Raw genomic sequence first — 25127 nt, 5'->3', positions numbered from 1 at the left:
TACTTAAATCAAGTAAAGCATTTTTATTATGAAAATTGGAAGATACCTTTTTGTGTTGTTTTTGACGCTCTTCTCTTTTGCGGCTTCCGCGCAACAAAATGTAAGAGTGACGGGTAAAGTAGTTGAGGCGGGTAATAATACACCTATTGAACAGGCAACTGTTCGCCTATTAAGTGTGAATGATAGTACCTTTATTGGAGGTGTCGCCAGTAGCGCAAATGGTAATTTTGCGTTGAACAATATACGACCAGGCAATTATTTATTGCATATCTCATTTGTCGGATACGAACCTTTATACCAGCCGTTGCAAATTTCGGGACGTACCAATCCGGTCAATGTGGGCACTATGGAACTGACGGACGGAGCGATTCAGTTAGGCGCTGCGATTGTTACCGGGAAAGCGCCCGAAATGGTGGTACGCAACGATACGATCGAATATAATGCCGAATCGTTTAAGGTCACAGAAGGTTCCATGCTGGAAGACCTGTTAAAGAAAATGCCAGGTGTGGAAGTCGATAGTGAAGGAAAGATCACGGTCAATGGCAAAGAGATCAAAAAAGTATTGGTCGACGGAAAAGAGTTTTTTACGGATGATCCGAAAGTGGCTTCCAAGAATCTACCGTCCAATATGGTCGATAAGGTACAGGTACTGGATCGCTTAAGCGAGATGTCGCGTATGACCGGCTTTGACGATGGAGAGGAGGAAACGGTTATCAACTTAACGGTGAAACCCGGGATGAAATCGGGATGGTTTGGAAACGCATACGGAGGTTATGGCAGTAAAGACCGGTACGAAGGAAATATGATGGTCAACCGTTTTGTCAACAACGATCAGATCTCCGTTATGGGTGGATTGAATAATACGAATAATATGGGATTTACTGATCTGGCCTCTACGATGTTCTCCGGTATGGGAGGCGGCGGTGGTGGTGGCGGCCGTATGATGATGGGTGGCGGTGGCGGCTTTGGTGCCGGTAACGGAATCACTTCTTCCGGAAATGCAGGATTGAATTTCAGCAAAGCGATCAACCCCAAACTAACATTCGGAGGTAATGCCCGCTATTCGCACTCAGATAATGAAGCGATCAGCAACTACAACAGTGAAAACAACAGGGATGAAGTCGCCTTTGAAGAAGGGGATAACTATAGCAACAATAAAAGTGATAATTTCGGAGCCAATTTCCGTTTGGAATGGAAACCTGACGATAAAACAACGTTGCTCTTCCGGCCTAACTTCAGCTATAGTCAGACTAATCGGATATCCAACGGTTCTTCCATGGGTTGGGATAGAGACAGTGTTCTGCTCCAAACACAAGAGACCAGGAACCACTCGAAGGGTGATGGGTTCGATATCAACGGACAACTGGAATTCAGCCGTCGTTTGAATGATGACGGACGTATCTTAAGTGCTTCCTTTTCAGGAGGAGTTAGTGACACGGATTCCAATTCAGACACATATAACAATGTGGAATATACCAATACCGATGATATCCTGCTGGAACAACGGGTTAAAAATGAGAACACCGGATTTAACTATAGAGGTTATCTTTCATGGGTAGAGCCGTTGGGTCGGAATAATTTTATGCAGTTGACCTATAGCATCAATCAACGCAAACAAGAGCAATTGAAAAATGCCTATAATCAAAATATTGAAACAGGCGACTATACTGAGATCGACACATTGCAATCCAAGAATTATCGGAACAATTTCATTAATCAACGGATTAGTTTGAGTTTCAAATCCATTCGTGAGAAATTCAATTATACATTGGGTGTCAATTTTGACCCGTCGTATAACAGCAGTGAAAATTTTATCGGAGATACGACTTTATTTAAAATGAGCCGGAGCGTTTTCAATGTCTCTCCAATGGCTCAGTTAAGATATAATTTCAGTAAACAAAGCAACCTGCGAGTTGATTACAACGGTAGAGTGAGTCAACCTTCGATGACTCAGTTAATGCCTGTGCCCGATTATTCACAGTTGACGAATATAGTGGTTGGTAATCCTGATCTGAAACCACGATATGTGAACAATATGTCGATCCGTTATCAAAGTTTCGAGCCTGAAAAGCAATTAGCATTTATCGTTATGGCTAACGGAAGTTATACCATCAATGATATTATCAGTTATAGTATTAATGAAGGAGGAGGTACCGGTAACAGAACCACCACCTATAAAAATATGAATGGCAACTATAACGGAAATCTTCGTGTGATTATGAATACACCATTGAAAAACAAAAAATTCACGATCAATACCATGACCATGGCTTCATACGGCAACAGCAAGGCACTTACCGGATATCGACAGGCTAACGATGAGATTTTGGACAGCCTGAATGTGAATAAAAACCTGGTATTGCAGGAACGTGCCGGTATTGATTTTCGCTCAAGTTATCTCGATTTAGGAATCAATGGCAATATACGTTATAACAATAGCCGGAATACCAACGGGACCAACAACAGGGAGGTCTTTGACTATGGTGTAGGAGGTAATATGACAGTTTATCTGCCTTATGACTTCAAGATTGAAAGTGACATTTCATGGACAAGTACTTCGGGATATGACGAAGGTTATCAGGATGATGTTGTGCTTTGGAATGCTTCGGCTTCTAAATCGTTCCTGAAAGGGAACCAGGCCACATTGCGTTTCAAGATATACGACATACTTAAACAACGCCTCAATTATTCCTATAATGTGTCTTCTACCGGCAGTTCATTTGTTCAGTACAACACTTTAAGTAGCTATTTCATGGTACACTTCATCTATCGATTCAGTATATTTAAAGGTGGAGCAAGTATGAATGATATGCGTCGCGGTGGACCGGGCGGTGGACGTGAACCGGGTGGTCCGGGCGGACCTCCTCCGGGAAGAATGTAAAAGAAGAAACCCCGTAAAAAGTATATATGCTTTTTACGGGGTTTCCTCTTTTATCGAATGACTCTAATGATTATTTTCCTTGGCTTTGAATGCCAATGCATACATCCGCATCTGTTTGATCATGGATACCAACCCATTGGAACGGGTGGGCGAAAGATGTTCTTTCAGACCTATCGCATCAATAAAATAAAGATCCGTATCTAAGATCTCTTGTGGGGTATGATCGGATAAGACTTGTATCAGAAGAGATACAATGCCTTTTACAATTACAGCATCACTCTCTCCCTGAAAATGAATCAAACCGTCCTGACAAGTTGCATGTAGCCAAACGCGACTCTGGCAACCTTCGATCAGGTTACTCTCCGTTTTATATTTGTCTTCCAATGGAGCAAGAGAATTTCCCAAATCGATCAGTAAGGCATACTTATCCATCCAGTCGTCAAAGACTGAAAATTCTTCGATAATCTGGTCTTGTATTTCGTTAATAGTCATTTCTTCATTTATTCGTATAGATTACTTCTAAAACTGTCTGTCCAACAGCTTTTAATGTCTCACGGTCGATATTTTCCATTGTATCATTCACTGTATGCCAGTAGTCACCAAAACCGTTCGGGTTCTCCGGATCATAATTAACAATATCGACACTTGGTATGTGAAGGATTTCATTGACGGCTACATGATCATCCATAATTGATCCTTCCTGTATATTAATAAAATATTTCCCATACCCTAAATTACGGGCCGCATTCCATATTTTCTCCACAATTGGCGCAGCATGATACATAGAACCTCCTTCTTTATAAAAAGTAGCATTTTTTGAACCAACCATATCCAGTAGGATTCCATATTCGGCTTTATAGTTAGCCACATGCGGACGCCTTGCCCAGAACTGTGAGCCTAACGCCCAGAAGCCATTGCCACGATGAGTAGCCAAGCGATGAGGCCCATAATCCTCCGCATCAAAAAAGATGATATCAATGCCGATTCCCGGATCTGTTTGATTGATTTGACGTGCAATTTCCAGTAATACTCCTACTCCACTCGCTCCGTCATCTGCTCCGTCAATAGGCGTATAATGATTGGCCGGATCAGGATCTTCATCGGCATAGGGGCGGCTGTCCCAATGGGCAAACAGTAATACACGTTTCTTATTCTCCGGATGATAAGACCCGATAATATTACGTGCATCCAACAAAGTTCCGTCATAAGCGGCCAGTGTAGTCTCTTGTTCGTAGATCTGGGCGCCAAAGCGTTTCAGTTCGGCCACCAGATAGTCGCCACACATTTTATGTGCTTGAGTATTTGGGACACGGGGACCAAAAGCGACCTGATTAGCCACATAGGTATAAGCGCTATCCGCATTAAAAACAGGTGCAATGGAAGCGACTGTCGGTTGAACAGATTGTACAGAAGTCTGATCCTCTGAAACCTGTTTATTCCCACAAGAGAATAAAAGACATATTGTGAGGAAAAAAAATGTTTTCAATGTATTCATCATATTCTTTATTTATGCGGCAAAGATAGTGGGAAGTAAAAAGAAACAAAAGAATAATGTATTATTTCTGTGCTGCATCTTGTACCTGTCGCCATACACGCATGATGTTGCCGCCCCAGATTTTTCGTAGATCTTCTTCGCTGTAACCGCTCTCCAGTAAACGAACGGTTATATTGATCAGTTCATTCGTCGCACTACATCCGAGCACTTCACCATCGCCATCGAAATCGGATCCGATACCGACAGAATCGACTCCGACTAATCGGATCACATACTCTATATGCGCAATCACATCGGTTAATGAGGCTTTATCTTCTTCTTTATTTATAAATCCTTTATACAAACAGATCTGAACCACACCCCCATGCGCAGCTAATGCTTTCAGCTGGTCATCAGATAAATTCCGCGGATGATCACAAAGTGCACGGACAGATGAATGTGAAGCGATAACAGGTTGTTTGCTTTCCGCCAAGACATCATAAAAAGTCGATTCCGCAGCATGAGACAGGTCGATCATTATTCCCAAACGATTCATCTCTTTAACCACCTCTTTACCCAAAGGGCTCAATCCTCCCCATTCGTTATTTCCCCGAGCCGAGTCGCAAATATCATTATCTCCATTATGACATAATGTGATATAAGAAACGCCCATCTCTTTAAATAATCGGAGATTCTTCAACTCCTTCCCTATGGCATACCCATTCTCTACTCCCAGGACAACAGCCTTCTGATTGTTTTGCTTCAATCGAATAAGATCATCTGTTGTATAGGCTATTCCCATTCGTTGAGGGTTTAATTGCTCTTGATATTTGACCTGCTTTAAGCGTTCTATAGCATAGGCGGTTGCATCATTCAACCCTTTCTCATCTCTCTCTCCCTGTGGGATATAAGCCACCATAAAAACAGCATCTATCAAACCTTCCTCCATAAACGGAAGATTTACTTTTCCTCCTTCTTTCTCCCCTAAATTAAACGTTTCAGGAAAGATCATCGGCGTGTCGGTATGTGAATCGATGGTTAAAATACGATGATGTATTTGTTTGGCCTTATGGAAGTATACGGCTTGTTGTACGTGATAACGAAATAATTCAAGCATCAATTCGTCTGCATTGGATGTCATTGCCTCCGGATGCCATTGCACACTCAATATCGGTAATTCAGGATGTTCCATGCCTTCATTTATACCGTCCGGCGCCGTTGCTGTTGAGATAAACCCCGGAGCAATTTCTTTAATGGCCTGATGATGAAAGGAATTCACCAAGACAGTCTCTTCTTTCAAGATGGAACGGAGTTTTGTCTCTCCCTTTTCCAGAAAAACCGAATGGGAAGGGTATTCGCGCGACAGACTCTGGCTATGCTTCAACAACTCATAATCTATCTGTGAATGAATATCCTGATAAATACTTCCGCCAAAGGCAACATTCAACATCTGATGTCCCCGACATATTCCCATGATCGGGATTTGCCGGTTGGAAGCCAGACGAATAAGTATTAGATCATACTCATCCCTAAATGTATCAACATCTTGTAATTGAGGAATAGGTTCATCAGATAAATAAAGCGGATTGATATCTCCACCGCCACTTAACAAAAGACCGTCTATATGGGATACAATTTCAGTCAATGCCGGTAGATCAGTCATCACCGGTATCAATAGTGGGACTCCACCAGCCTTTAATATGGATTGGATATAGGTCTCGGCAATACAAGAAAGTCCGTCTTTCCGGTTAGCGGAGATTCCTATACGGGGAGGTCGATAGTTTTCTTTTGCAGGTATATAGTGATCGACTTCCCTGTACAGGGCCTCTAAATTCGGACGACGGACCTGTCTGTTCATGATTGTTTATTTATGCATCTATCTTCGCATAAGTTGCGTTCTCTTCAATAAATTCACGACGAGGAGCCACCTCTTCTCCCATCAACATAGAAAATATCTGATCGGCTTCAAAACCGTTCTCAATCGTGATCTGTTTCAGTGTTCGGTTCTCCGGATTCATGGTGGTATCCCACAACTGATGGTCGTTCATTTCTCCCAAACCTTTATAACGTTGGGTATGTACCTGGTTTTCGTTTCCGGCAGCAAATTTATCAATGAACGCCTGACGTTGTTGCTCCGTCCAGCAATACTCTTCATTTTTCCCTCTCTTACAGAGATATAACGGAGGAGTAGCCAGATAAACATAACCATTATCAATCAGCGCCCGCATACGACGGAAGAAAAATGTCAGAATCAATGTGGCAATATGGCTACCATCCACATCGGCATCGGTCATGATAATCACCTTATGGTAACGAAGTTTATCCAAATTCAACGCTTTAGGATCTTCTTCGGTACCGATGGTCACCCCCATAGCTTTATAAATATTCTGAATCTCTTCGCTATCAAAGATCTTATGATCCATCGCTTTTTCCACATTCAGGATTTTACCACGCAAGGGTAGGATAGCCTGAAACATACGGTCGCGTCCCTGCTTGGCTGTTCCACCTGCAGAATCTCCCTCGACAAGGAATAATTCACATTCAGCAGCATCTTTGGATGAACAATCGGCCAACTTACCAGGAAGTCCACCTCCCGTCATCGGTGATTTGCGCTGCACCAATTCACGTGCTTTACGAGCTGCCTGACGTGCTTGTGCGGCAAGAATCACTTTATCGACAATGATCTTGGCCTCTTTCGGATGTTCCTCCAGATAATAACCTAACGCTTCTCCGACAGCTTGGTCTACAGCGCCTGTTACTTCACTATTCCCCAATTTTGTTTTGGTCTGCCCTTCAAACTGAGGTTCAGCTACTTTTATAGAAATAACCGCAGTTAATCCTTCACGGAAGTCATCACCCTGGATTTCGACTTTTGCCTTTTCCAGTAATTTGGAATCTTCGGCATATTTCTTCAACGTCCGGGTCAACCCACGACGGAATCCCGCCAAGTGCGTACCTCCTTCTATCGTATTGATATCGTTCACATAAGAGAACACGCTTTCATTATACGATGTATTGTAAGTCATGGCAACTTCCACAGGAATCCCATTCTTTTCGGTAACAATATGAATCACATCCTGTACCAGTTTTTCCTTGGCACGGTCAATATAACGGACAAACTCTTTCAGTCCCTCTTCCGATCGGAAAATCTCCGACTTGTAACTACCATCTTCTTTCTGAACACGTTTGTCTGTCAATTTCAATGTGACCCCGGCATTAAGGAATGCCAACTCACGTAAACGCGTAGCCAGAATATCGTATTTGTATTCTAAGACAATAAAGATAGAATCATCCGGTTTAAATGTAATCCGCGTACCGGTTGCATCAGATTTTCCGGTTACTTGGAGATCACCCAATGCTTTCCCACAGGAAAACTCCTGCATATAGACTTTCCCGTCACGGCGAACTTCCGCTTTTAAATAAGTCGACAAAGCGTTCACACAAGAGACCCCTACCCCGTGTAATCCTCCGGATACTTTATAAGAATCTTTATCAAATTTCCCACCGGCATGCAGTACGGTCAGAACGACTTCCAATGCCGACTTTCCTTCTTTTTCATGATAATCTACCGGAATACCCCGGCCATCATCGGTTACAGTTATCGAATTATCTTCATTGATAACTACATCAATATTTTTACAAAAACCGGCTAGTGCTTCGTCAATAGAGTTGTCAACGACTTCATATACTAAGTGGTGGAGACCTTTTTCGCTGATATCGCCAATATACATGGCCGGCCGTTTACGTACCGCCTCTAATCCTTCAAGTACCTGAATACTGTCTGCCGAATATTCTCCGTTAGTATTTCTTAATTCTTCACTCATGAAATTATTCCTGTTTTAATCAATAATTACCTGTTTTCAAAAATCCAACAAATATAGTGAAAGCCGAACACAGAATCAAGCTTGCTTGAATTATGTTAAGGCGCATCCTATACTCTGCAAATATACTTAAAAATAACCACATAGCGAAATCCACTCCACCAAATCACCGGACTATTTATTGCACGGAATCCACTCCTTTTTTCACTGAAACAATCTTTTGTAAAAATAGGTTGTTGGGTATAACGATCAACTCCCCTTCGATTGTCCGGATATGGGTATAAAATGTCTGGATATTCTCTATCGTTGCAATGATTGGAATGTCTTTATCAATAATATGAATCTGGTCGCCTACCCGGAACGGAGCCGTAAAAAACAAAATCAGACCTGCCGTTATATTACTCAGAATCGACCACTGTGCAAAAAAGGCGACCCCTATCACCGCAAAAACAGACGACAATCCCAACAGTATGTTATGCGGCTGCACGCCCCAAACAATAGCTATCGTAAAGATAAACAGTATATTTAAAAGAATAGACACCACTTGTTTCACCTGCAAGATCCGCTGTTGCGGCATCTGAATCAATTGTCCGTATTTCACGATCAATTTGTAAGAAACATATCTCGACAGGGGCAATAAAACGACCGCAATCCCAGATGCGACTATTTGAGGTATATATACATTCATAACGACTCCTTTTTTTTCGTACAAAGATACAGATTCTCAAAACAGAGTTATTGTTTCCGTTGGAAAAGCATGAAGAGAAGTCCGGTTAACTTCAGAGCGATTGCCATATAGAAAAGAACATCCCGTAAAACAGGGAGATGGAATACGGTTTTAAATAAGACAGAGATACAGATCAATACGACCCCTGCCACAATCAACAACAACCATAACGTCGGCTTAAAACCCTTTTCACGAAAAACATCAACTAAAAAAAGCCCCTTCAGCGAGATCGCCAAACCAAACAATATCCAGAAAAAAAGCGAAGGCACACCAAGCCCTCTCACAAAGAAAGCGGCACACAGTATCATCAAACCGCTATACAGAAATACTTTTTTATCGATCTTCTTCATAAGTGTTAATGAGTCGACTATTTTTTAACCCGTTCAACAACAACATCTTTCGTTGCAATAGCCACTCCGCGCAATTCAACATATTCCACACTGAGCGAATTACCCTCCTTTGCTTTCACAAAAAGAGACTGAAGCTGCGACAGCTGATTGTCAATCAACAAAACACAAACATATTTTCCATCAAGTCGCTGAATAGATAGATTTCTTCCCGGGTAAGCGCTCAAAGTAACCTCAATCCTATCTTCCTCCTGAGAAACGACCTTATATCCATAAGCTAATCGCCGCTGTATCGCACTTAATTCCTTTTTCTCGCCAGGGGATTCTTCGCGGTTTACCCAATAAACACTCATCGGATTTTTCGCATCAAGTTGTCCATCTTTTAATTGGACGTCATAACAAACAAGGTTTTTATTTTTACTCCGCTCAATATAAAACAAACGGGAAGGCGTCGGATAGGTCTGATCCTGCCCAACCAACCGGAAAGGCAAAACGAGTACAGATAAATATAAAAAAAACAAAAGATCTTTTCTCATATCAATTCATTCAAGAATCGACAAAGATACGATTTCTCATTCAAACAGTCGGGGGAGGTAAAAAAATAAGTTGTAAAACAGCGTAGTAATTTTATATCGCGTAGTCTCTTCAATTGTCAATTCACCATTGTCAATTAAATTTTGTAGCCCATAGGGGAGTCGAACCCCTCTTTCAAGAATGAAAATCTTGCGTCCTAACCGATAGACGAATGGGCCATAGGTTCAAAAAAGCCGGGCTTATGATCAGTCCGGCTCCACTTTATCGTAAAAGTAAAGTACCTTTTATCCTAATTTCTGAATGTGTTTAGCCAATTTAGACTTCAGATTAGCCGCTTTATTCTTATGAATAACATTCTTCTTAGCCAACCGGTCTAACATGGAACAAACTCGCGGATACAATGCCTGAGCCTCATTCTTATCCTCAGTAGCACGCAATACACGCATTGCATTTCTTGCCGTTTTGGCATAATATCTGTTATGCAAACGTCTCGTGTTTGTCTGTCTGATTCTTTTAAGTGATGACTTGTGATTTGCCATTTTCTATTTATCTTTTTAATTATCTTCCTAATTGTCAATTGCCCATTGTCAATTAATTGCGTAGCCCATAGGGGAGTCGAACCCCTCTTTCAAGAATGAAAATCTTGCGTCCTAACCGATAGACGAATGGGCCAAATTGTCAAAGTTCTCACTTTTAGCAATCTAAAAAACACCTTTCCCGATTGCGACTGCAAAGATAGACGTTCCCAATAAATTACCAAAACATTTTAAAGAAAAATTCGTTTTATACCCTGAATTTATTTTAGCTATTGATCGATATCCTCCAGATGAATCTCCAACGCTTTAACGGAAATATTTATTTCCCAGATACATACCCCCAACGAAATCGCCAATAAAATCAACGCCACCCCAAACATCCAAGCAGCGATCAACTGGAAAGAGATATAAATAAAGAACATTGCCAATACACAAAACAATAAACTGACAATACCCAATATCTGCATCAAACGAATCAGATGTAACCGTTTCCTCAGATTAGCGATCTGAGCAATATCTTTGGGATCTTGGGTTTGTTGATGACGCTCCTTTAACGCACGTACCACACTGGCATACGAAATAAAACGATTGGTATACGCCAATAAAATCAGCGATATGGCCGAAAACAACAAAGAGGGTGTAGTCAGATCCAACATAATTCCAGCTGTTTGTTTATCTTTCACTATCTTTACCCCACAAAGATAGGAATTATGCTGAGTAAAACACGTGGGATCGTCCTTCATTCGATCCCTTACAACGACAAATACGCCATTATATATATGTATACGGAAGCTTTTGGTCGTGTCTCCTATATGGTCACACAACACCATGGCAAGAAAAGCGTCGTATCTAAAGCGTTGTTTATGCCCCTGTCGGTACTGGAGATGGAAGTAGAACATCTCCACAAGCGCGACCTACAACGCATCCGGGAAGCCAAATCGTGTTATCCGTCAACCTCACTATACATCAACCCCATCAAAAACACAGTCGCTCTGTTTCTGGCCGAAGTACTGTTCCGGGTCATCAAAAACACAGAAGCCGACCAGAGATTGTTCGACTATTTATACCAAACCATTCATTTATTGGAAAACGAAAATCAGGGAATTGCCAATTTTCACCTGGTGTTCCTGTTAGGGCTCCTCAACCATTTAGGCATCCACCCCAATGGCGACGCTTACAGACCCGGATTCTACTTTGATCTACAAAACGGTGTATTCGCACCCCATCCTCCTTCACATCGTCATTTTCTAAACCCGGCGGAAAGTACTTTTTTTGCCCGTCTCTTACGGATCAGCTTTGAGAATATGTCGCTCTATGCTTTTTCCAGAAAAGAACGCCGGGTAATAATCGAACATATTTTCGACTACTACCGGCTTCATCTTCCTGATTTTCCGGAAATCAAATCTCTTTCCGTATTACAAACGATTTTTGATTGAAACTCTCATCAACACCCACTCAATAAAACTCCATAGCAGAGATATTATGATTCACCGGCAGCACACAAGAAGCTACTTTTACACTGAATCGTTGACGTTGATTCGTGATTTCCGCACCATCGGCTTGGCGGAACACCCTTACCGTAAGGGTATATACACCTTTCTTGTCATAAGTATGCGTATGGCTTTGAGTTCCGCTGATATTTGTATCAGTAATAATGGGACTACCATCACCAAAATCCCATTCGGTATGCGAAACGGCGTCAGCACCCGGACTTGTTGATATAGTCACGTTAAATGTCTGCGGTGTATTTTCACAAAACGAGTCGTCACCATCCAATGAGACATTAAACCAGGAAGGAGCAAAAGAAGGCAATCCCCAAATAGCGCCAGAACCATTTAAAAAATTCTCAAAAACATGTATATTAAGACTGCTTATATCATCATCCGGGTTCGTAATAACCCCAAATCGATACGTGCTGCTACCTGAACTCTGGATTGAATAAACCCGCCCATCAGAACCAGTCTGACATGTACCTAATTCACTACTGATAAGAGTAGGAGCCGCTGTTTCAAAATCGTCAACCGGAATAACATAAAGAGGTGTATTCAGATAAGATAAAAATAAATTTTTCCCTTGAGGCGAAAACTCCAAACTATAAAATCCCGCAGTCATCATAGTAAATTTGCGTATAATCACATTACTAATAACTCCTGTTTCATTATCAAAATCAGCAAAGAAAACCTCTTGTCCATCATACATTGTATGACAAATTTTCTTTCCATCAGGAGAAAGTTTCATATATCCCTGACTTGACTTTCCTGCTGGATATGCCGTTCCCGGTATATTATTTATTACGGTAGGAGCAGAAGGCATGCCATTTTTAGTGATCAACCAGGAAAACAGATAAGGCCCGCATCGGTGCAACAACCAATAGTCTTTCCCATTGGCATGAATTTGAGAAGTTACATTTTCATATAATTGACCTTGCGTTACTGTCGTCTGTGGGACAAGAGTATTAATATTTGTAACCTCACCTAAACCTCCGTTCGCATTCGCATCAAAGATGCTATAATAAAGAATTTTACAACTATTGGATATAATAAAATATTTCCCGGGAGTTTCAGGATATGGAATAAGTATTCCGGACTGAGCGCTTGATGTATTTCCATTCAAGCCTGATGCTATTTGAGTCTTATTTTTATTATACACTTTCATCCCATCTGAGGCAACAATTAAATTTCCATCCGCATCAGACAAGGTAAAACAACCTTCATTGGTAGAAATCGGACCTACTTCTAATGTTGGCATACCATCAACAGCCACACCGTTCTTATCGTTAACAGTTCGTGTGTTAATAAAATCAAGTCCTACGTTTCTACCAAAATACCAATGCCCTGCCTGTTTTTGTGCTTGCGTATTAACAAAGACGGCTGCAATCGCTAAAAAAACAAATAAATATTTCCTCATTATCATTTTTGTTGACTATATAACGGTTTAAAATACTGTTTAATTTTTTCATCAATACCCCATCACACTCGTATTATGGTTCACCGGCAGTGAACAAGAGACCACTTTAACGCGCGCCGGTTCGCTGTACACCGTTTGCGAGCCGTTGGATAATACGACACGATAATAGACAACTCCCCGTTGACGGCTGACCAGATCATAATGGCTCGATGTTGCGCCCTGGATATCCGTCCAGGTAGAACGGTTCGGACTGGATTGCCATTGATAGGTCGTTGTTCCCGAAAGGGTAAAACCACAGGTCAACCGCTGTGTATTACCGATACAGACCTCCGGATCATTCGGCGTAATTTCAAAAACAGGATTCGCTTTCCACACCGATCCGACATATAGAGAGTCGGCTGTCGTTCCGTTATAACGTACCGACATGGTAAGCGTATTTGCTCCCACCCTCAGTGCCGACGAAGGGATGGTCAGTGAATGATTGATATTTGTATTTTCAGTGACCGTATACTGTGTTCCGTTAACCAACCATTTCACCGATGAAAACGGCTTTTCAATGGTTCGTTTGATACTGAGATTGTCGCCATCTTCGAATGAATGCGTCGCTTCAGTGGTCGCGGTGTAATAGGTGTCGGTATACGGCTGGGTTTTGGTTTGTACCGTAAAGTAGGTCTGCAGGTCGAATGCGCCCGCACCAGCCGTGATAATATACGATTCAGCAGGACCATAACCTGTCATATAAGCAACAAATCCGGAAGGATTGACGAGCTCGATCAACACATTATCCGATTGTGCGTAGTGCAGAGTAGTAAGCTGATAATTCGGATCAGTAGTGTTGGTATAGAACGTGGGTGTCACATTGACTGTGACACCATTACGTGTTTCCCTTACAATCATATTTTGTGCAGATCCGGCAGGGATCATAATATCTAATTGATGACGCTTGATTACACTCGCAGTCGTAGGAACAAACGGCGTAAGCACAGCTTGCGTGATACGCTGCTCCACTGGAGCCCACCATTTGATGGTAGGCGCATACCCCAAATAATGCCCGACAATAATCGGTTTATCTGCAATCAATTGAACTGGAGCCAGAGAATTATCCACACGAACAGCCGTGTCTAACTTAAATGTATTCACTCCATGTTTATCCAGATTAACTGTTGTGGTGGTAGCCCCCACTTTCTTTTGAATGACCGTCCCATCTTCCAAAGCCAAAATTTTTACTTGATCCTGTGTGTTGGTCGATGAATTTTCATACATAGGACTCAGATTCCACAAGAAGAAATTCTTTCCTGCGGTATTGGTTGGGAAGATCTGCTCGAAGTTGTGGTCACATCCGCCAGTTGTAACGGGCGAGCCACACTGTGCTGAAACGAATACGGCTACAGGATAATCGGACTCAACCGTATATCCGGTCATATCGGTAGATGAATAATAGGTATATTCTTTGTCAGTTCCCGTAAGGGATATATTGGAAGCAACTGCCGTTCCTGCAGAATTTTTAATAGTAAAAACAGTACCCGGTGTAGGCGGTATAATAGTAAGGCGTTGTACGCCTGCATTAGAAATATTGGTATAGTGAGTACCTAAAGCCTCTATGGGCAGTACGGTAGTCGCGTCAGTCGTTGCCGAAGAAAGGTTAATCGCATAAACCCCGATATTTTTGGTTGAAGTTATTTTCAGTATTTCATTAGATGATCCGGAAGAAGCAACCTCAATATAGCATTTATCCTTATCCACATCTTTTGTATATACGCCCGGCGTATATAACACATTGTTATCAAGATAGGTGCCATCACCGTATTGAGTGGTAATATAACACGATTCAGCCACTATATATCGGATTTGACAATCTACCGCAGTACCTGTCCTGCCATTATTTGATGTAAACGTCACATAAAATTCTTTACCCTCAGTCGCACTGTTTTGCGCATATAAAGAGAGGGAGAAAGTGGTTGCGATCAGAATCAAAAAAAATGTTCTCATTTGTCTAAAACAGGATCTATCTTTTTTCATCTTTCTATCTTATAAATAGTTACTACCTGATATTTTTCCCAAAGCAAAACACCGTTTTGCCTAAAGCCATAATCCACTTGTTGTGTCAAGTGTAGTTTCCCATCTACAAAAGTATATACCATCGACATCGGCGCGGCTGTAAACGGGCATTCTATTTTGCCTTCTTGCACCTGGTACTGTCCAGCAATATCCATTCTCGAATAAGATAAGGTAAGCATATCACCACTAAATTGAAGTTTGTCGGGCAATGCATCATAAAGTTTCTCTCTGGCAGAACTCAGTTCTACCGGAATAGTATTGCCGGGAGCTGTAATTTTTAACACGGTAGCTTCTTCCAGCACCCAACTCCCTGTTAGATTGACCTCTTGCGTATAAGCCGAAAGAGTAGTCGTTAAAAATGCTGCGACCAAAAATATGCGCAGGGTTAACACACACGATATTTGTTTCATTCTTTTTAATAATTAACGGTTAAAGAATCTATTTTTATTTAAAGTATGTTTTCTAATCCTTTAAACAGGGCAAATATACATATTTTTTCACAGTTCACTACTGTATCTGTTGAAAATCAAAGGTCAAACACATAAAAAGTGCTACAAGCAGATTGGATGTTTGACCTTTTCATCCCAACACAACTCACGGTGGGTTATAACGAATAAATATCAAGTAGGGTAAGATTGGAAGATGGGAACAGTTTGTGTGATCTTTATATTGTGTAATGTTTGAATATTTCAAAATTAGCAAGTGGACATTCTAAAATTAGTAAGTGGACATTCTCAGCTCCTTGCCTGGACAGGCGAGGGGGACCGCTGCCCCGCAGCGGTGGAGTGGTTGAGAGTATTGCAAGTGTTTTAGTAATAGACATTTAACTTTAAAACACAACCTCTCCACCCCCGCAAGCGGCGGTACCCCTCTCCTGGCCAGGAGAGGAACCCAGATAGCACTGGTCACTATATTGCATCTTCACATATTCTTCGATTTGAACCCTCTGTTTTCAGATCGAATACACATTCATTTAGACACCAAAAAACAACAAAAATATAACATATTGTCACATTTCAACCCTTTAAAAAAACACGCAAATCTTCACTCCGACTCATTTCAGGCCAAAAACACGATTATTCCCGTTTTTTTTGGAGTCAAACAGCCACTTTTCATCATTTCATCCACATCATTTTCAAATTTCATTGAGAAGAGCATCAACAATCATTGTGATCATTTTAAAAATCTTTTAGATAATTCAGGAAAAGGATCGTAATGATTTTTCAGGAGTAAAGAGAAAACAGAGAAAACGGACTGTTTTTACATTTATTCACTTTTCATTGCCTCAAAAAACTGAAACAAAACAAAATATCTATTTATTACTCAAATGGAATATCACGTTACAATGATGCCGAAATGATCGGCATCATTTTCTACGAATCATTCACCAAGCTACCGTTTGTCGCAAAATAAACGCTTTCTGTTTTTGCCAAACGCCATCAGAAGACGATATTTACAAACGCGCCTCACCCCTCACCCAAATAATGGCTTTAAAAAGGGGTTGAATTGACATTTTGACAATTTGTTCAATAAGAGATTCGATATTGAAAACAGATGGGTATCTGATTGGTATCAGCTCTGTAAAAATCTTCTATTAGTTATGCCAAAGGGAGGTATACATAAAAAACATTATCGTCGTTCGCTACTCTGATTTGTTTATTCAGAAGGAGGGCAAACCGGTTTTCAAGATTTTTCAGACCGGTACCATTGGTCTCCGGCTGAATAAGCTTAGGATAGACGGGATTAGAGACGACCAATTCATCGCGTTCGTTCAAACAAATATGTATATTCATTTTATGCTCACTGTCAATCGTGTTATGCACCACAATATTATCGATCAACGGGAGTAATGACAACACCGGAATTTTAAGGTTTAATTTCTCCTCTGCCACCTCTATCTCAAACGACAACTTATTGGCAAACCGCACTTCCATCATATACTGAAAAGAGTATATAAAATTCAATTCCTCACTCAATGACACCAGCCCTTTCTTTCCACTCTGAAGAATATACCGAAAGACATCCGATAAGGTGTTGACATACTCCTGAGTCTTGATATCATCCTTCTTACGGATCAAGGCAGAGAGTCCGTTCAGGGAGTTGAAAAAGAAATGTGGATTGATCTGATTGGTTAACGCATCGTAACGGCTTTGCAGATTTTCTGTCTTTAACCGTTCGATCTCCTGCTCTCTTTTTATCTGCTCCGCATACAACAACGAGACATGCCCTACAAATGTACAAATGATACATACGACCGAGAACTGAAACAACGCCATGGAAAAATGCAGCTTCTTCGTAAAACAGAAGTAAATAACAATCAGAAACAGGACAAAAGCCAGCGTACTGATCAACAATGTCTTAAACAGTCGATTCTTAAATGGAAGTTCTTTGATCTTCCATAAGTTATAACGCAATAGAAACCAGATAAACACAACAAAAAACAGATATCTGAAAAAGAACTGCACCCAATGCTTGAAATGCTGCGACTCATCTAAAAAAGACAACTCCCAAGGCAAACTGGCAATATTGGGATATATAATGAAAATGGCGCCAATAAAGGCGATAACCAGAAGCTTTGTTGATGTATATTTTAACAGATCCATGGCGACTCTAAATGAGGATGATTAATTCTGCTGCAAAATAGGTAATTATCACGATTTTTTATACGCAACAAACGAAGAACACGAAAAAAAAGAGATTAAAAGCGAAAAAAGAAAGGATATTGAGGTTTTATGTCTTTCGGCAGACAGAAAAAACCGGGGTAATACACCAATTAAATTACCCCGGTTTTCTGCGTTAAGGCTTCTGTTTTTGATTAAAGTTCCATCATGAGAATACGAAACACAAACTTATTATAAAATTGATTTTGCAATGTATAGTTAACCGGTTTTGTCGTTCAAATTTATCAAATCCTCCCGTACACGCTTCCTTTTTCCGACCAAAACGAAAAAGAGCTTACTCAAAACGAAATACATCCCGTTTATTTATACCCATATCCAAATTCATTCAACATTCCCCAGGCGGCTTCGGTATTGAATCCGCGACTTTGTTCGGTATGACTATCGGTATCCCGAGGGTTGGCTCCGACCTCTGCATAGAGTTGATTGACCCCGGCCATCAGTGCGGCCTGTATCGGCTCATGTACATTCATCGCCCGTGAAGGATTGACAACCAGATTGGTTACTGCCACAATCTTAGTCAGTTCTACGGCCGAAATTTGTCCCCGTTCATACAAAGGGGTTCCTTTGACGGCCGTTCGACGCATTGCGGCCATCACGGCTATCTCTAAATCACGTGCCCGCAGGATCTCTACGGTAATTTCTTCATACGTATGTTCCGGACCAATCGGTTCGATACAGTAATAGAGTTCCAATCCGGCGGCTTGAACGGCCTGAAGTGTCGCCTCACGCGCTTTCGGATCAGCCATTGTATCCACCCCTTCCCGTAACCGGTTGATATGATAAACTCCGGTGAAACCGGCTTCTTTTAACTGGCGAGCCATCTCTAAATCAAAATCACCGATATTGGCGACCAACTTTTGGTCATTTCGCAAAAGCGGACGCACCGCTTTTCCGACAGAAAGAAATTTGTCCTGCGGATAATCGGCTGTTGTCATCAAAAAGAAATCATCAAAATACCCTTTTTGCAAGTGGGCTAATTGCGAACAGATCTCCCCGGCTGTCTTTTCCCATTGTGAATCCATCGAATAATGGGCCGCTCCCATCGAGCAAAACGCACAATTGATCGGACATGGCTCGGCATTAATGCCAATCTGGGTAAAAACATATCCTCTTTGTCCGAACTTTTTTCTGGAGAGCTGGTTGGATAGCGCCAATAATTCAAAAAAATCATCACTCAGATTCTCTATTTTCAGCAGTTCGATAACTTCCCCTTCTGTTAACGTATAATCTCCTTTTCTGATTTTTGCTAATACATTCATTCTTTCAAAATTTAATACCTGTTTGTTTCTCCAAAGATAATACAAGAAAAACAAACAGGCTCTTTTATTTGATTAGACGACCTCGGTAAACCGATGAGTGGGTTGAGGACGTCCGGGCTGTAGATATCTCCAGGCCAGCACTTCCGTTGTACATTTTTCGCCGGTCATTCGGTCTAATGTTTCCCTGACGATCAGATCCAGATTCTCAGGAGTTGTTTCAACCCGGGCATTGACAATCAGTTTGGCTACTTCGCTTTTTCCCGCAGAACCCCGAAGAGAAACCGTATCGGCCGAGCCGGTCAGATTGCCTACGATATAATTTTTACCATTCTCTACGATCAATTTCACATGGCCTACAGCCAACTGATTATTGTCGAAAATATACGCAAGATCGGCCAATAACGCTTTGGCAAATGCGTCCCAATCGGTTGCTTCACCACGCAAGACCAGTGTGCCGTTAAGCCAACCCAAAACAGCCTCGCCATTGGCATAGATATCATAATCCATATCGACTAACCGTTTTCCGGCCTCCGTAGCGGTAGTGACTTCTTTGATCCACGCTTCTATTCCTGCTCCCGACAAGGCGCTAACGGTGAAAAGAGTAGCCGTTGGGAATGTTTTCGCTGTTTGTTGTTTTAGACGATCCAACTCCTCTGCATGCAGCAAGTCTGTTTTGTTGATTACGATGATATCACTCTCTTCCAATTGTTTGCGGTAGATATATGCGGCATCCGGATGTAATCCTCCATTCTCTCCATTCAGAATAGCTTCCAGACGAACAGGATCGGCCAAGACAGAAAGTGGTGCGACCTGCACTTCACGATTCCAGTACTGTTTTAATGGTTGCATAATGGTCGCCGACAAATCCGCACAGCTGCCTACCGGCTCGGCAATAATCACATCGGCAGCCACCTCTTCCCGTATCTGCTGAATGGCGTCGGTAAAACCATTGAAGTTACAGCAGAAACAACTGCCACTCACCTCTGCCACTTGCAGGTTGTTTAGTGCCAACAGTTCGCTATCGACCAACTCAGGAGCCTGGTCATTGGTAATCAGTCCGACACGTAAACCCTGTTGCATAAACTGTTGTGCCACCTGCCAAAGGAATGTGGTCTTACCTGCTCCTAAAAAGCCACCTGCAATAATTAATTTTGTTGTTTTCATATTTCTGATTCTAAATGATTACTATTTTCTTTATTTATCACAATCACAAGACCTTGACTCCTTTTTCATCACCGGTTCGACCACATACACAAAGAAATAAGCGGCAAATACTCCTCCGATAACCGGCCCTAAAATATAAACCCAGAAGAACCCACCGTTACTGTCGGGAAATGCGGCACTCCCCCATCCCATCATCCAGGCTACCAGACGCGGACCGAAGTCGCGTGCCGGATTCAGACCAGCCTGTGTAAGGGGAGCGATCAGGAAAATAATCGAAGCAACCGTTAACCCGATAAACACCGGTGCCAAAGCATCACTGGGCCGTCCGACATTACACCCTTCCGTCAAGGCAAAAATAAACAGTACCAACAGGAATGTACCGAATGTTTCGGCTGCAATCGCCAACGGCATGGAGACAACAGCAGTTCCACCAGGGATCGCATAGTATTCACCAAACATTTTAGCCGTCAGCATCGAATCGGTGGTTCCTCTGACAATGCCATGAGTACTTTCATAAGCTGCAATAGAGGGAGAAAAAAGCAAGTAGATTGTAAAACCGGCAATGATTGCACCTATAAGCTGAGCACCCAGATACCCCGGTAACTTACGGGCAGACATTCGCTTGCTGATCACCATACCGACTGTCACCGCCGGATTCAGATGTGCACACGATAAATACCGGGTCAGATAAATAGCCAGCATCACTCCTACGCCCCATGCCATTCCGATCTGGAATATACCGGTATACTCACCGAACAGTACCGCAACAGCCACAGAACCACAACCAAAAAGCACCAGAATAAATGTGCCTAATAATTCGCCTAAAAGTTCTTTTGAATTCATATAAGTTATTTTTGAATGAACGAATGAATCTATTCTGCCGATTTACCAGCTAAAGCCCAGATTTAAACTAATCGCGTGAAAACCATCCCCATAAAGAGGTTCAATATAGCGATAATTGGGCGAAACATACAGTTGCTTGATCGGATGATATTCCAATCCGGCAATAAGTGTATTCTTATTGGCAACTGATAACCAATCATAAGTAATACCTTCGGGAGTATCCGTATCCACATAGTCATAACGGCCATACAACTCAACCTTACTGCTTAGCGGAACACCGGTATATACCGAATAACCCTGATAATCACATCCGTCAATAAATGAACGATTGAATTGTTTGTTGAACTCAGCCCCCAATGAGAAGTGTTCATTCCGATAACCGGCAAAGACAGCCACTGTACGCTGACTCTTAAATGATGCGTTTTCAGCCAATGCATACGCCGGATAAAGATCTTCACTTTGGGTAAAAACATCACCATACGCCCGTATGAAAAGACCTTCCAACGGTTGAACGGTTAACCCTAAAGCATACTTATTGGAATTGTTGGTATTCAACTTCATCGTACCCTCCCCATTTGTCAGGGAAAAATCAGCACTTAGCCAGTCGGCAAACTTATATTTGGCTATAACTCCCAGATCGGAATCAAAACCGAAACCATTCAGATCCTGAAATGACTTCTCAATATAACGTCTTCCCCAAAAAGCCTCCGCCACACCAAACTGAGCCAAAGCAATCATACCGCCCCCAAGCGTCAGGTTCTTATATGCCCATTCGAGCATCACATAATGGAAGTTGACTGTACGGATCGCTTCACTATTCGCGTTAATATCCAATACGGTTGTTGCTTTCAAAGCATTCCCTATCTGTAACTGGTAACCTAAACGAGAACGGGTCAGATTGAACCCCGAGACGTCATTTGCTTTGCCTAAGCCGGCTGTATAGTCAGCAAAAACAACTACAATCGGACTACCCGATAACTCTAAATTTCTTAAATCCTGCGCATGAACAGAAGGGATTAGTACTGTCAAAAAGGATAACAAGAATAATCTTTTCATAAAAAGAGAACTTTTCTTTACTAATTTCATCATCTTAAACAATTAAGTAGTTATTGGTATCAGAAAGAAATATTCAAAACAAGACATCTATATTTGTCTTATTTTAAACCAATTATCAACCACAAATTTGCACATTATCAGACTGGGGTGTTTCACTTTTTCGATGAAAACGAAAAAATGAAACCTAAAAACGAAACAAAGCTTGTTCTGCGGGAATTTTAATAGATTTTATCTATGAGCGCGGATTTTATTGTTTTCACACCAAATATATTCTCCTTTCTGATACTGTTTTTTTTATAACTGTTTCAATTTTATCTGCTCAAATTTCACCTTCCGTCTCAAAAACGCCCCGGTTCGTCTCAATTTTCCAAAGAGCTTTTACGTAGCCTCTACATTTGCATCGTAAAAATAAATGGAATAGAAAATAGATCAACTTAAAAGTAAAAATGATATGAAATTTGTGAACCCATTGAGTTTGTTATGTCTCTTTTTGTTGTCGCTGACAGTGAATGCTCAGGACAAAGTGCCAACCCAGATTATCCGTGGAATTGTTGTCGATAAGGCTTCGGGAGCACCCTTACCCTATATTTCCATCGGCTTATTGGATCTTCCGTTGATGGGAGGTGCGACCGAGGAGGACGGAAAATTTGAATTGAAAAATGTGCCGATCGGACGTCATGATGTACAGGCCACTGCGATAGGATATGAGTCGGTTATATTCCGTGAAATAATGGTCACCTCGGCAAAAGAGGTGTATCTGGAGATCCAACTCAAGGAAAATATACAGGAACTGGGTGAAGTGGTGGTCACCAATAAGACCAACAAAGATCAGCCGTTGAATACCATGGCTCTTTCGGGGGCACGGATGCTGAGTGTGGAAGAGGCAAGGCGTTATGCCGGAGGTATGGACGACCCAGCTCGCCTGGCTAGTTCCTTTGCCGGAGTATCGCCCAGTGCGGGCAACAATGGGATATCCATACACGGCAACGCACCCCACCTGTTGCAGTGGCGATTGGAAGATGTGGAAATCCCCAACCCCAATCACTTTGCCGATATATCTGTATTGGGAGGAGGAGTCCTTTCTTCGCTGAGTAGCAATATCCTGGGAAATTCCGATTTTCTTACCGGAGCCTTTCCTGCAGAGTATGGTAATGCCGTATCCGGTGTTTTTGATATGCGGCTGCGTAACGGAAACAATCAAAAATATGAACACACATTACAGGCCGGAATATTGGGGATCGATGTGGCATCGGAAGGTCCTCTGAGCAAGAAATATAATGCCTCTTATATCTTTAACTACCGCTATTCCACGACCTCGCTACTGAGCAAGTTCGGGGGAGAAGTAGAAGAAGGCTCAACCATCGATTACCAGGATTTGAATTTCAAACTCAATTTCCCGACGCGGAAAGCCGGCGTATTCTCGCTGTGGGCCACTGCATTGATCGATGACTATAAAGTTACTCCGGAAAAAAATACAGAGAAGTGGGAAACGATGGATGACAGACAGTTCTCCTATGCCGATCAGACGATAGCTGCCGGAGGGATTACCCACCGTTACTTCTTGGGTGATAACGCCCAGTGGAAAACCTCTATTGCCACCACCTATTCGAAAAGCGACGCAAATATGGATGTAAAGGATTATTCAGGGAATATAACTCCGTATCTCAATTCAAAAAACGAATATACCAACCTGATCGCCAAAACCTCATTCAATAAAAAAATCAGTTCGCGCTTTACCAATATGACAGGGATCAACTATACCAAACTCTTTTATAAAATGAATTTCAACCTAGCGCCCCATGAAGGATATGCGATGGAGAACTTCTCTATGGGAGAAGGTAATACCAACCTGATATCTGCCTACAACTCATCGCTGATCGGCCTGACCGATAAAATAGACTTAAGTGCGGGGATACATACGCAGACTATGACTCTGAACAAAGAATGGACCATCGAGCCTCGTGCCTCATTACGTTGGCAGGCATCCGGCAAAAGCGCCTTTGCCATGGCCTACGGATTATACAGCCGTATGGAGAAGATGGATGTCTATTTTGTGAAAACGAAAGGAACAGCCGAAACGGCCAATAAAAAGCTAAAATTTACCAAGTCACATCACCTCATGCTTACCTATGATAATAAAATCAGCGACGATATGCACTTGAAAATCGAGCCGTATATCCAATTCCTGTTCGATGTTCCGGTAATGGCGGATAGTTCGTATTCGGTTCTGAACCGCAGAGACTTTTTTGTAGAAAACCCGTTGGTGAACAAAGGAAAAGGACGGAATTTCGGGGTCGATCTCACCTTTGAAAAATATCTGACCCACGGACTCTATTACATGGTGACTACCTCTCTTTTCGACTCGCGCTACTGCGGTGGTGATGGCAAGTGGCATAACACACGGTACAACCGCAATTACATCGTCAACACCCTTATCGGTAAAGAGTGGATGCTCGGTCGCAATAAACAAAACGTATTGAGTGTAAACCTAAGACTCACATTACAAGGTGGCGAACGGTATGCACCCATCGATGAACAGGCTACCATGAACGATCCTGACAAAGAAGTGCATTATGATGAGACACGAGCCTTTTCCAAGCAGCTTTCTCCTATGTTCCTGACGAACTATTCGATCAGTTACAGGATGAACAAGAAAAAAATCTCTCATGAATTTGCTATACAGGGAATAAACGTTACCCGGTATAAAGAATTCCACGGGCATGTATACAATACCAAAAAAGAGATAATCGAACCCTACCGGATAGCGACGGCATTAACCAATATCAGTTATAAACTTCAGTTCTGATAAATAATTCATAAAAAACTGTAACCCATTTTT

At 41.9% G+C, this 25127-nt stretch carries 20 protein-coding genes and 2 tRNA genes; 3 read left to right on the top strand and 19 right to left on the bottom strand.

Features of this window, described 5'->3' with window-relative positions; all coding sequences use genetic code 11:
- Positions 1 to 28 precede the first annotated feature (28 nt).
- Complete coding sequence (locus M2135_RS11660) at positions 29 to 2881, top strand: TonB-dependent receptor (RefSeq protein WP_280748684.1); 2853 nt, start codon at positions 29 to 31, stop codon at positions 2879 to 2881.
- Between the two features lie 63 nt (positions 2882 to 2944).
- On the opposite strand, the gene M2135_RS11655 is transcribed toward M2135_RS11660, so the two are convergent.
- From M2135_RS11655 to M2135_RS11605, 11 genes are all read right to left on the bottom strand, one after another.
- Positions 2945 to 3373: a SufE family protein gene (locus tag M2135_RS11655; RefSeq protein ID WP_280748683.1), complete on the bottom strand. Its 429-nt coding sequence runs from the start codon at positions 3371 to 3373 to the stop codon at positions 2945 to 2947.
- A gap of 4 nt (positions 3374 to 3377) precedes the next feature.
- Complete coding sequence (locus M2135_RS11650; RefSeq protein WP_280748682.1) at positions 3378 to 4379, bottom strand: M28 family peptidase; 1002 nt, start codon at positions 4377 to 4379, stop codon at positions 3378 to 3380.
- Positions 4380 to 4437: 58 nt separating this feature from the next.
- On the bottom strand, positions 4438 to 6213 hold the full coding sequence (locus tag M2135_RS11645; protein WP_280748681.1) for a membrane dipeptidase: 1776 nt from the start codon (positions 6211 to 6213) through the stop codon (positions 4438 to 4440).
- A 10-nt stretch (positions 6214 to 6223) separates the two neighbouring features.
- Positions 6224 to 8179, bottom strand: a complete 1956-nt coding sequence (gyrB, locus tag M2135_RS11640) for a DNA topoisomerase (ATP-hydrolyzing) subunit B (protein ID WP_280748680.1) — start codon at positions 8177 to 8179, stop codon at positions 6224 to 6226.
- Between the two features lie 175 nt (positions 8180 to 8354).
- On the bottom strand, positions 8355 to 8864 hold the full coding sequence (locus M2135_RS11635) for a mechanosensitive ion channel domain-containing protein (RefSeq protein ID WP_280748679.1): 510 nt from the start codon (positions 8862 to 8864) through the stop codon (positions 8355 to 8357).
- Positions 8865 to 8911: 47 nt separating this feature from the next.
- The gene (locus M2135_RS11630) at positions 8912 to 9253 is read right to left on the bottom strand and encodes a hypothetical protein (RefSeq protein WP_280748678.1); all 342 of its coding nucleotides are present in this window, start codon (positions 9251 to 9253) and stop codon (positions 8912 to 8914) included.
- A gap of 17 nt (positions 9254 to 9270) precedes the next feature.
- Positions 9271 to 9786 (bottom strand): DUF4833 domain-containing protein, encoded by a 516-nt coding sequence (locus M2135_RS11625; protein ID WP_280748677.1) that lies wholly within the window; start codon positions 9784 to 9786, stop codon positions 9271 to 9273.
- 144 nt (positions 9787 to 9930) lie between these two features.
- Positions 9931 to 10002, bottom strand: a tRNA-Glu gene (locus M2135_RS11620).
- Positions 10003 to 10068: 66 nt separating this feature from the next.
- Complete coding sequence (gene rpsT / locus M2135_RS11615) at positions 10069 to 10323, bottom strand: 30S ribosomal protein S20 (protein WP_280748676.1); 255 nt, start codon at positions 10321 to 10323, stop codon at positions 10069 to 10071.
- 61 nt (positions 10324 to 10384) lie between these two features.
- A tRNA-Glu gene (locus tag M2135_RS11610) sits at positions 10385 to 10456 on the bottom strand.
- Between the two features lie 133 nt (positions 10457 to 10589).
- Positions 10590 to 10976, bottom strand: coding sequence for a DUF2721 domain-containing protein (locus tag M2135_RS11605; protein ID WP_280748675.1), 387 nt, complete (start codon positions 10974 to 10976; stop codon positions 10590 to 10592).
- A gap of 54 nt (positions 10977 to 11030) precedes the next feature.
- Here M2135_RS11605 and recO point away from each other — a divergent pair, with 54 nt between their 5' ends.
- Complete coding sequence (gene recO / locus M2135_RS11600; protein ID WP_280748674.1) at positions 11031 to 11756, top strand: DNA repair protein RecO; 726 nt, start codon at positions 11031 to 11033, stop codon at positions 11754 to 11756.
- A 19-nt stretch (positions 11757 to 11775) separates the two neighbouring features.
- Here the strand turns inward: recO and M2135_RS11595 are convergent, their stop codons facing one another.
- The 8 genes from M2135_RS11595 to M2135_RS11560 all read right to left on the bottom strand — a co-directional run bounded on the left by M2135_RS11595 (position 11776) and on the right by M2135_RS11560 (position 22288).
- Positions 11776 to 13227, bottom strand: a complete 1452-nt coding sequence (locus M2135_RS11595; RefSeq protein WP_280748673.1) for a PKD domain-containing protein — start codon at positions 13225 to 13227, stop codon at positions 11776 to 11778.
- Between the two features lie 51 nt (positions 13228 to 13278).
- Positions 13279 to 15216: an IgGFc-binding protein gene (locus M2135_RS11590; protein WP_280748672.1), complete on the bottom strand. Its 1938-nt coding sequence runs from the start codon at positions 15214 to 15216 to the stop codon at positions 13279 to 13281.
- Positions 15217 to 15242: 26 nt separating this feature from the next.
- Positions 15243 to 15695, bottom strand: a complete 453-nt coding sequence (locus tag M2135_RS11585) for a hypothetical protein (RefSeq protein ID WP_280748671.1) — start codon at positions 15693 to 15695, stop codon at positions 15243 to 15245.
- Positions 15696 to 16883: 1188 nt separating this feature from the next.
- Positions 16884 to 17888, bottom strand: a complete 1005-nt coding sequence (locus tag M2135_RS11580) for a histidine kinase (protein WP_280748670.1) — start codon at positions 17886 to 17888, stop codon at positions 16884 to 16886.
- Between the two features lie 377 nt (positions 17889 to 18265).
- Positions 18266 to 19225 carry a radical SAM protein gene (locus M2135_RS11575; RefSeq protein WP_280748669.1) on the bottom strand — a complete coding sequence of 320 codons (960 nt, stop codon included), beginning with the start codon at positions 19223 to 19225 and terminating at the stop codon, positions 18266 to 18268.
- A 72-nt stretch (positions 19226 to 19297) separates the two neighbouring features.
- Positions 19298 to 20389, bottom strand: a complete 1092-nt coding sequence (locus M2135_RS11570) for a GTP-binding protein (protein ID WP_280748668.1) — start codon at positions 20387 to 20389, stop codon at positions 19298 to 19300.
- Between the two features lie 30 nt (positions 20390 to 20419).
- Positions 20420 to 21232: an MIP/aquaporin family protein gene (locus M2135_RS11565; protein WP_280748667.1), complete on the bottom strand. Its 813-nt coding sequence runs from the start codon at positions 21230 to 21232 to the stop codon at positions 20420 to 20422.
- Positions 21233 to 21274: 42 nt separating this feature from the next.
- Positions 21275 to 22288, bottom strand: a complete 1014-nt coding sequence (locus tag M2135_RS11560) for a hypothetical protein (RefSeq protein ID WP_280748666.1) — start codon at positions 22286 to 22288, stop codon at positions 21275 to 21277.
- 451 nt (positions 22289 to 22739) lie between these two features.
- On the opposite strand from M2135_RS11560, the gene M2135_RS11555 reads away from it, so the two are divergent.
- A complete protein-coding gene (locus M2135_RS11555) occupies positions 22740 to 25094 on the top strand; it encodes a carboxypeptidase-like regulatory domain-containing protein (RefSeq protein WP_280748665.1) in 2355 nt (784 codons plus the stop codon).
- The last annotated feature ends 33 nt before the right edge of the window (positions 25095 to 25127 follow it).

Source organism: Parabacteroides sp. PF5-9 (assembly GCF_029893105.1).
Classification (GTDB): Bacteria; Bacteroidota; Bacteroidia; order Bacteroidales; family Tannerellaceae; genus JARXWG01.
This window is presented reverse-complemented; position numbering and strand designations above follow the sequence as displayed.

Excerpts from the sequence above, each read along its gene's own strand:
- M2135_RS11645 (WP_280748681.1), bottom strand. The coding sequence starts at position 6,213 with ATGAACAGACAGGTCCGTCGTCCGAATTTAGAGGCCCTGTACAGGGAA.
- M2135_RS11560 (WP_280748666.1), bottom strand. The coding sequence starts at position 22,288 with ATGAAAAGATTATTCTTGTTATCCTTTTTGACAGTACTAATCCCTTCT.
- M2135_RS11585 (WP_280748671.1), bottom strand. The coding sequence starts at position 15,695 with ATGAAACAAATATCGTGTGTGTTAACCCTGCGCATATTTTTGGTCGCA.
- M2135_RS11605 (WP_280748675.1), bottom strand. The coding sequence starts at position 10,976 with ATGTTGGATCTGACTACACCCTCTTTGTTGTTTTCGGCCATATCGCTG.
- M2135_RS11625 (WP_280748677.1), bottom strand. The coding sequence starts at position 9,786 with ATGAGAAAAGATCTTTTGTTTTTTTTATATTTATCTGTACTCGTTTTG.
- M2135_RS11575 (WP_280748669.1), bottom strand. The coding sequence starts at position 19,225 with ATGAATGTATTAGCAAAAATCAGAAAAGGAGATTATACGTTAACAGAA.
- M2135_RS11660 (WP_280748684.1), top strand. The coding sequence starts at position 29 with ATGAAAATTGGAAGATACCTTTTTGTGTTGTTTTTGACGCTCTTCTCT.
- M2135_RS11650 (WP_280748682.1), bottom strand. The coding sequence starts at position 4,379 with ATGATGAATACATTGAAAACATTTTTTTTCCTCACAATATGTCTTTTA.
- M2135_RS11555 (WP_280748665.1), top strand. The coding sequence starts at position 22,740 with ATGAAATTTGTGAACCCATTGAGTTTGTTATGTCTCTTTTTGTTGTCG.
- M2135_RS11635 (WP_280748679.1), bottom strand. The coding sequence starts at position 8,864 with ATGAATGTATATATACCTCAAATAGTCGCATCTGGGATTGCGGTCGTT.
- M2135_RS11655 (WP_280748683.1), bottom strand. The coding sequence starts at position 3,373 with ATGACTATTAACGAAATACAAGACCAGATTATCGAAGAATTTTCAGTC.
- M2135_RS11570 (WP_280748668.1), bottom strand. The coding sequence starts at position 20,389 with ATGAAAACAACAAAATTAATTATTGCAGGTGGCTTTTTAGGAGCAGGT.
- gyrB (WP_280748680.1), bottom strand. The coding sequence starts at position 8,179 with ATGAGTGAAGAATTAAGAAATACTAACGGAGAATATTCGGCAGACAGT.
- recO (WP_280748674.1), top strand. The coding sequence starts at position 11,031 with ATGCTGAGTAAAACACGTGGGATCGTCCTTCATTCGATCCCTTACAAC.
- rpsT (WP_280748676.1), bottom strand. The coding sequence starts at position 10,323 with ATGGCAAATCACAAGTCATCACTTAAAAGAATCAGACAGACAAACACG.
- M2135_RS11630 (WP_280748678.1), bottom strand. The coding sequence starts at position 9,253 with ATGAAGAAGATCGATAAAAAAGTATTTCTGTATAGCGGTTTGATGATA.
- M2135_RS11595 (WP_280748673.1), bottom strand. The coding sequence starts at position 13,227 with ATGAGGAAATATTTATTTGTTTTTTTAGCGATTGCAGCCGTCTTTGTT.
- M2135_RS11565 (WP_280748667.1), bottom strand. The coding sequence starts at position 21,232 with ATGAATTCAAAAGAACTTTTAGGCGAATTATTAGGCACATTTATTCTG.
- M2135_RS11590 (WP_280748672.1), bottom strand. The coding sequence starts at position 15,216 with ATGAGAACATTTTTTTTGATTCTGATCGCAACCACTTTCTCCCTCTCT.
- M2135_RS11580 (WP_280748670.1), bottom strand. The coding sequence starts at position 17,888 with ATGGATCTGTTAAAATATACATCAACAAAGCTTCTGGTTATCGCCTTT.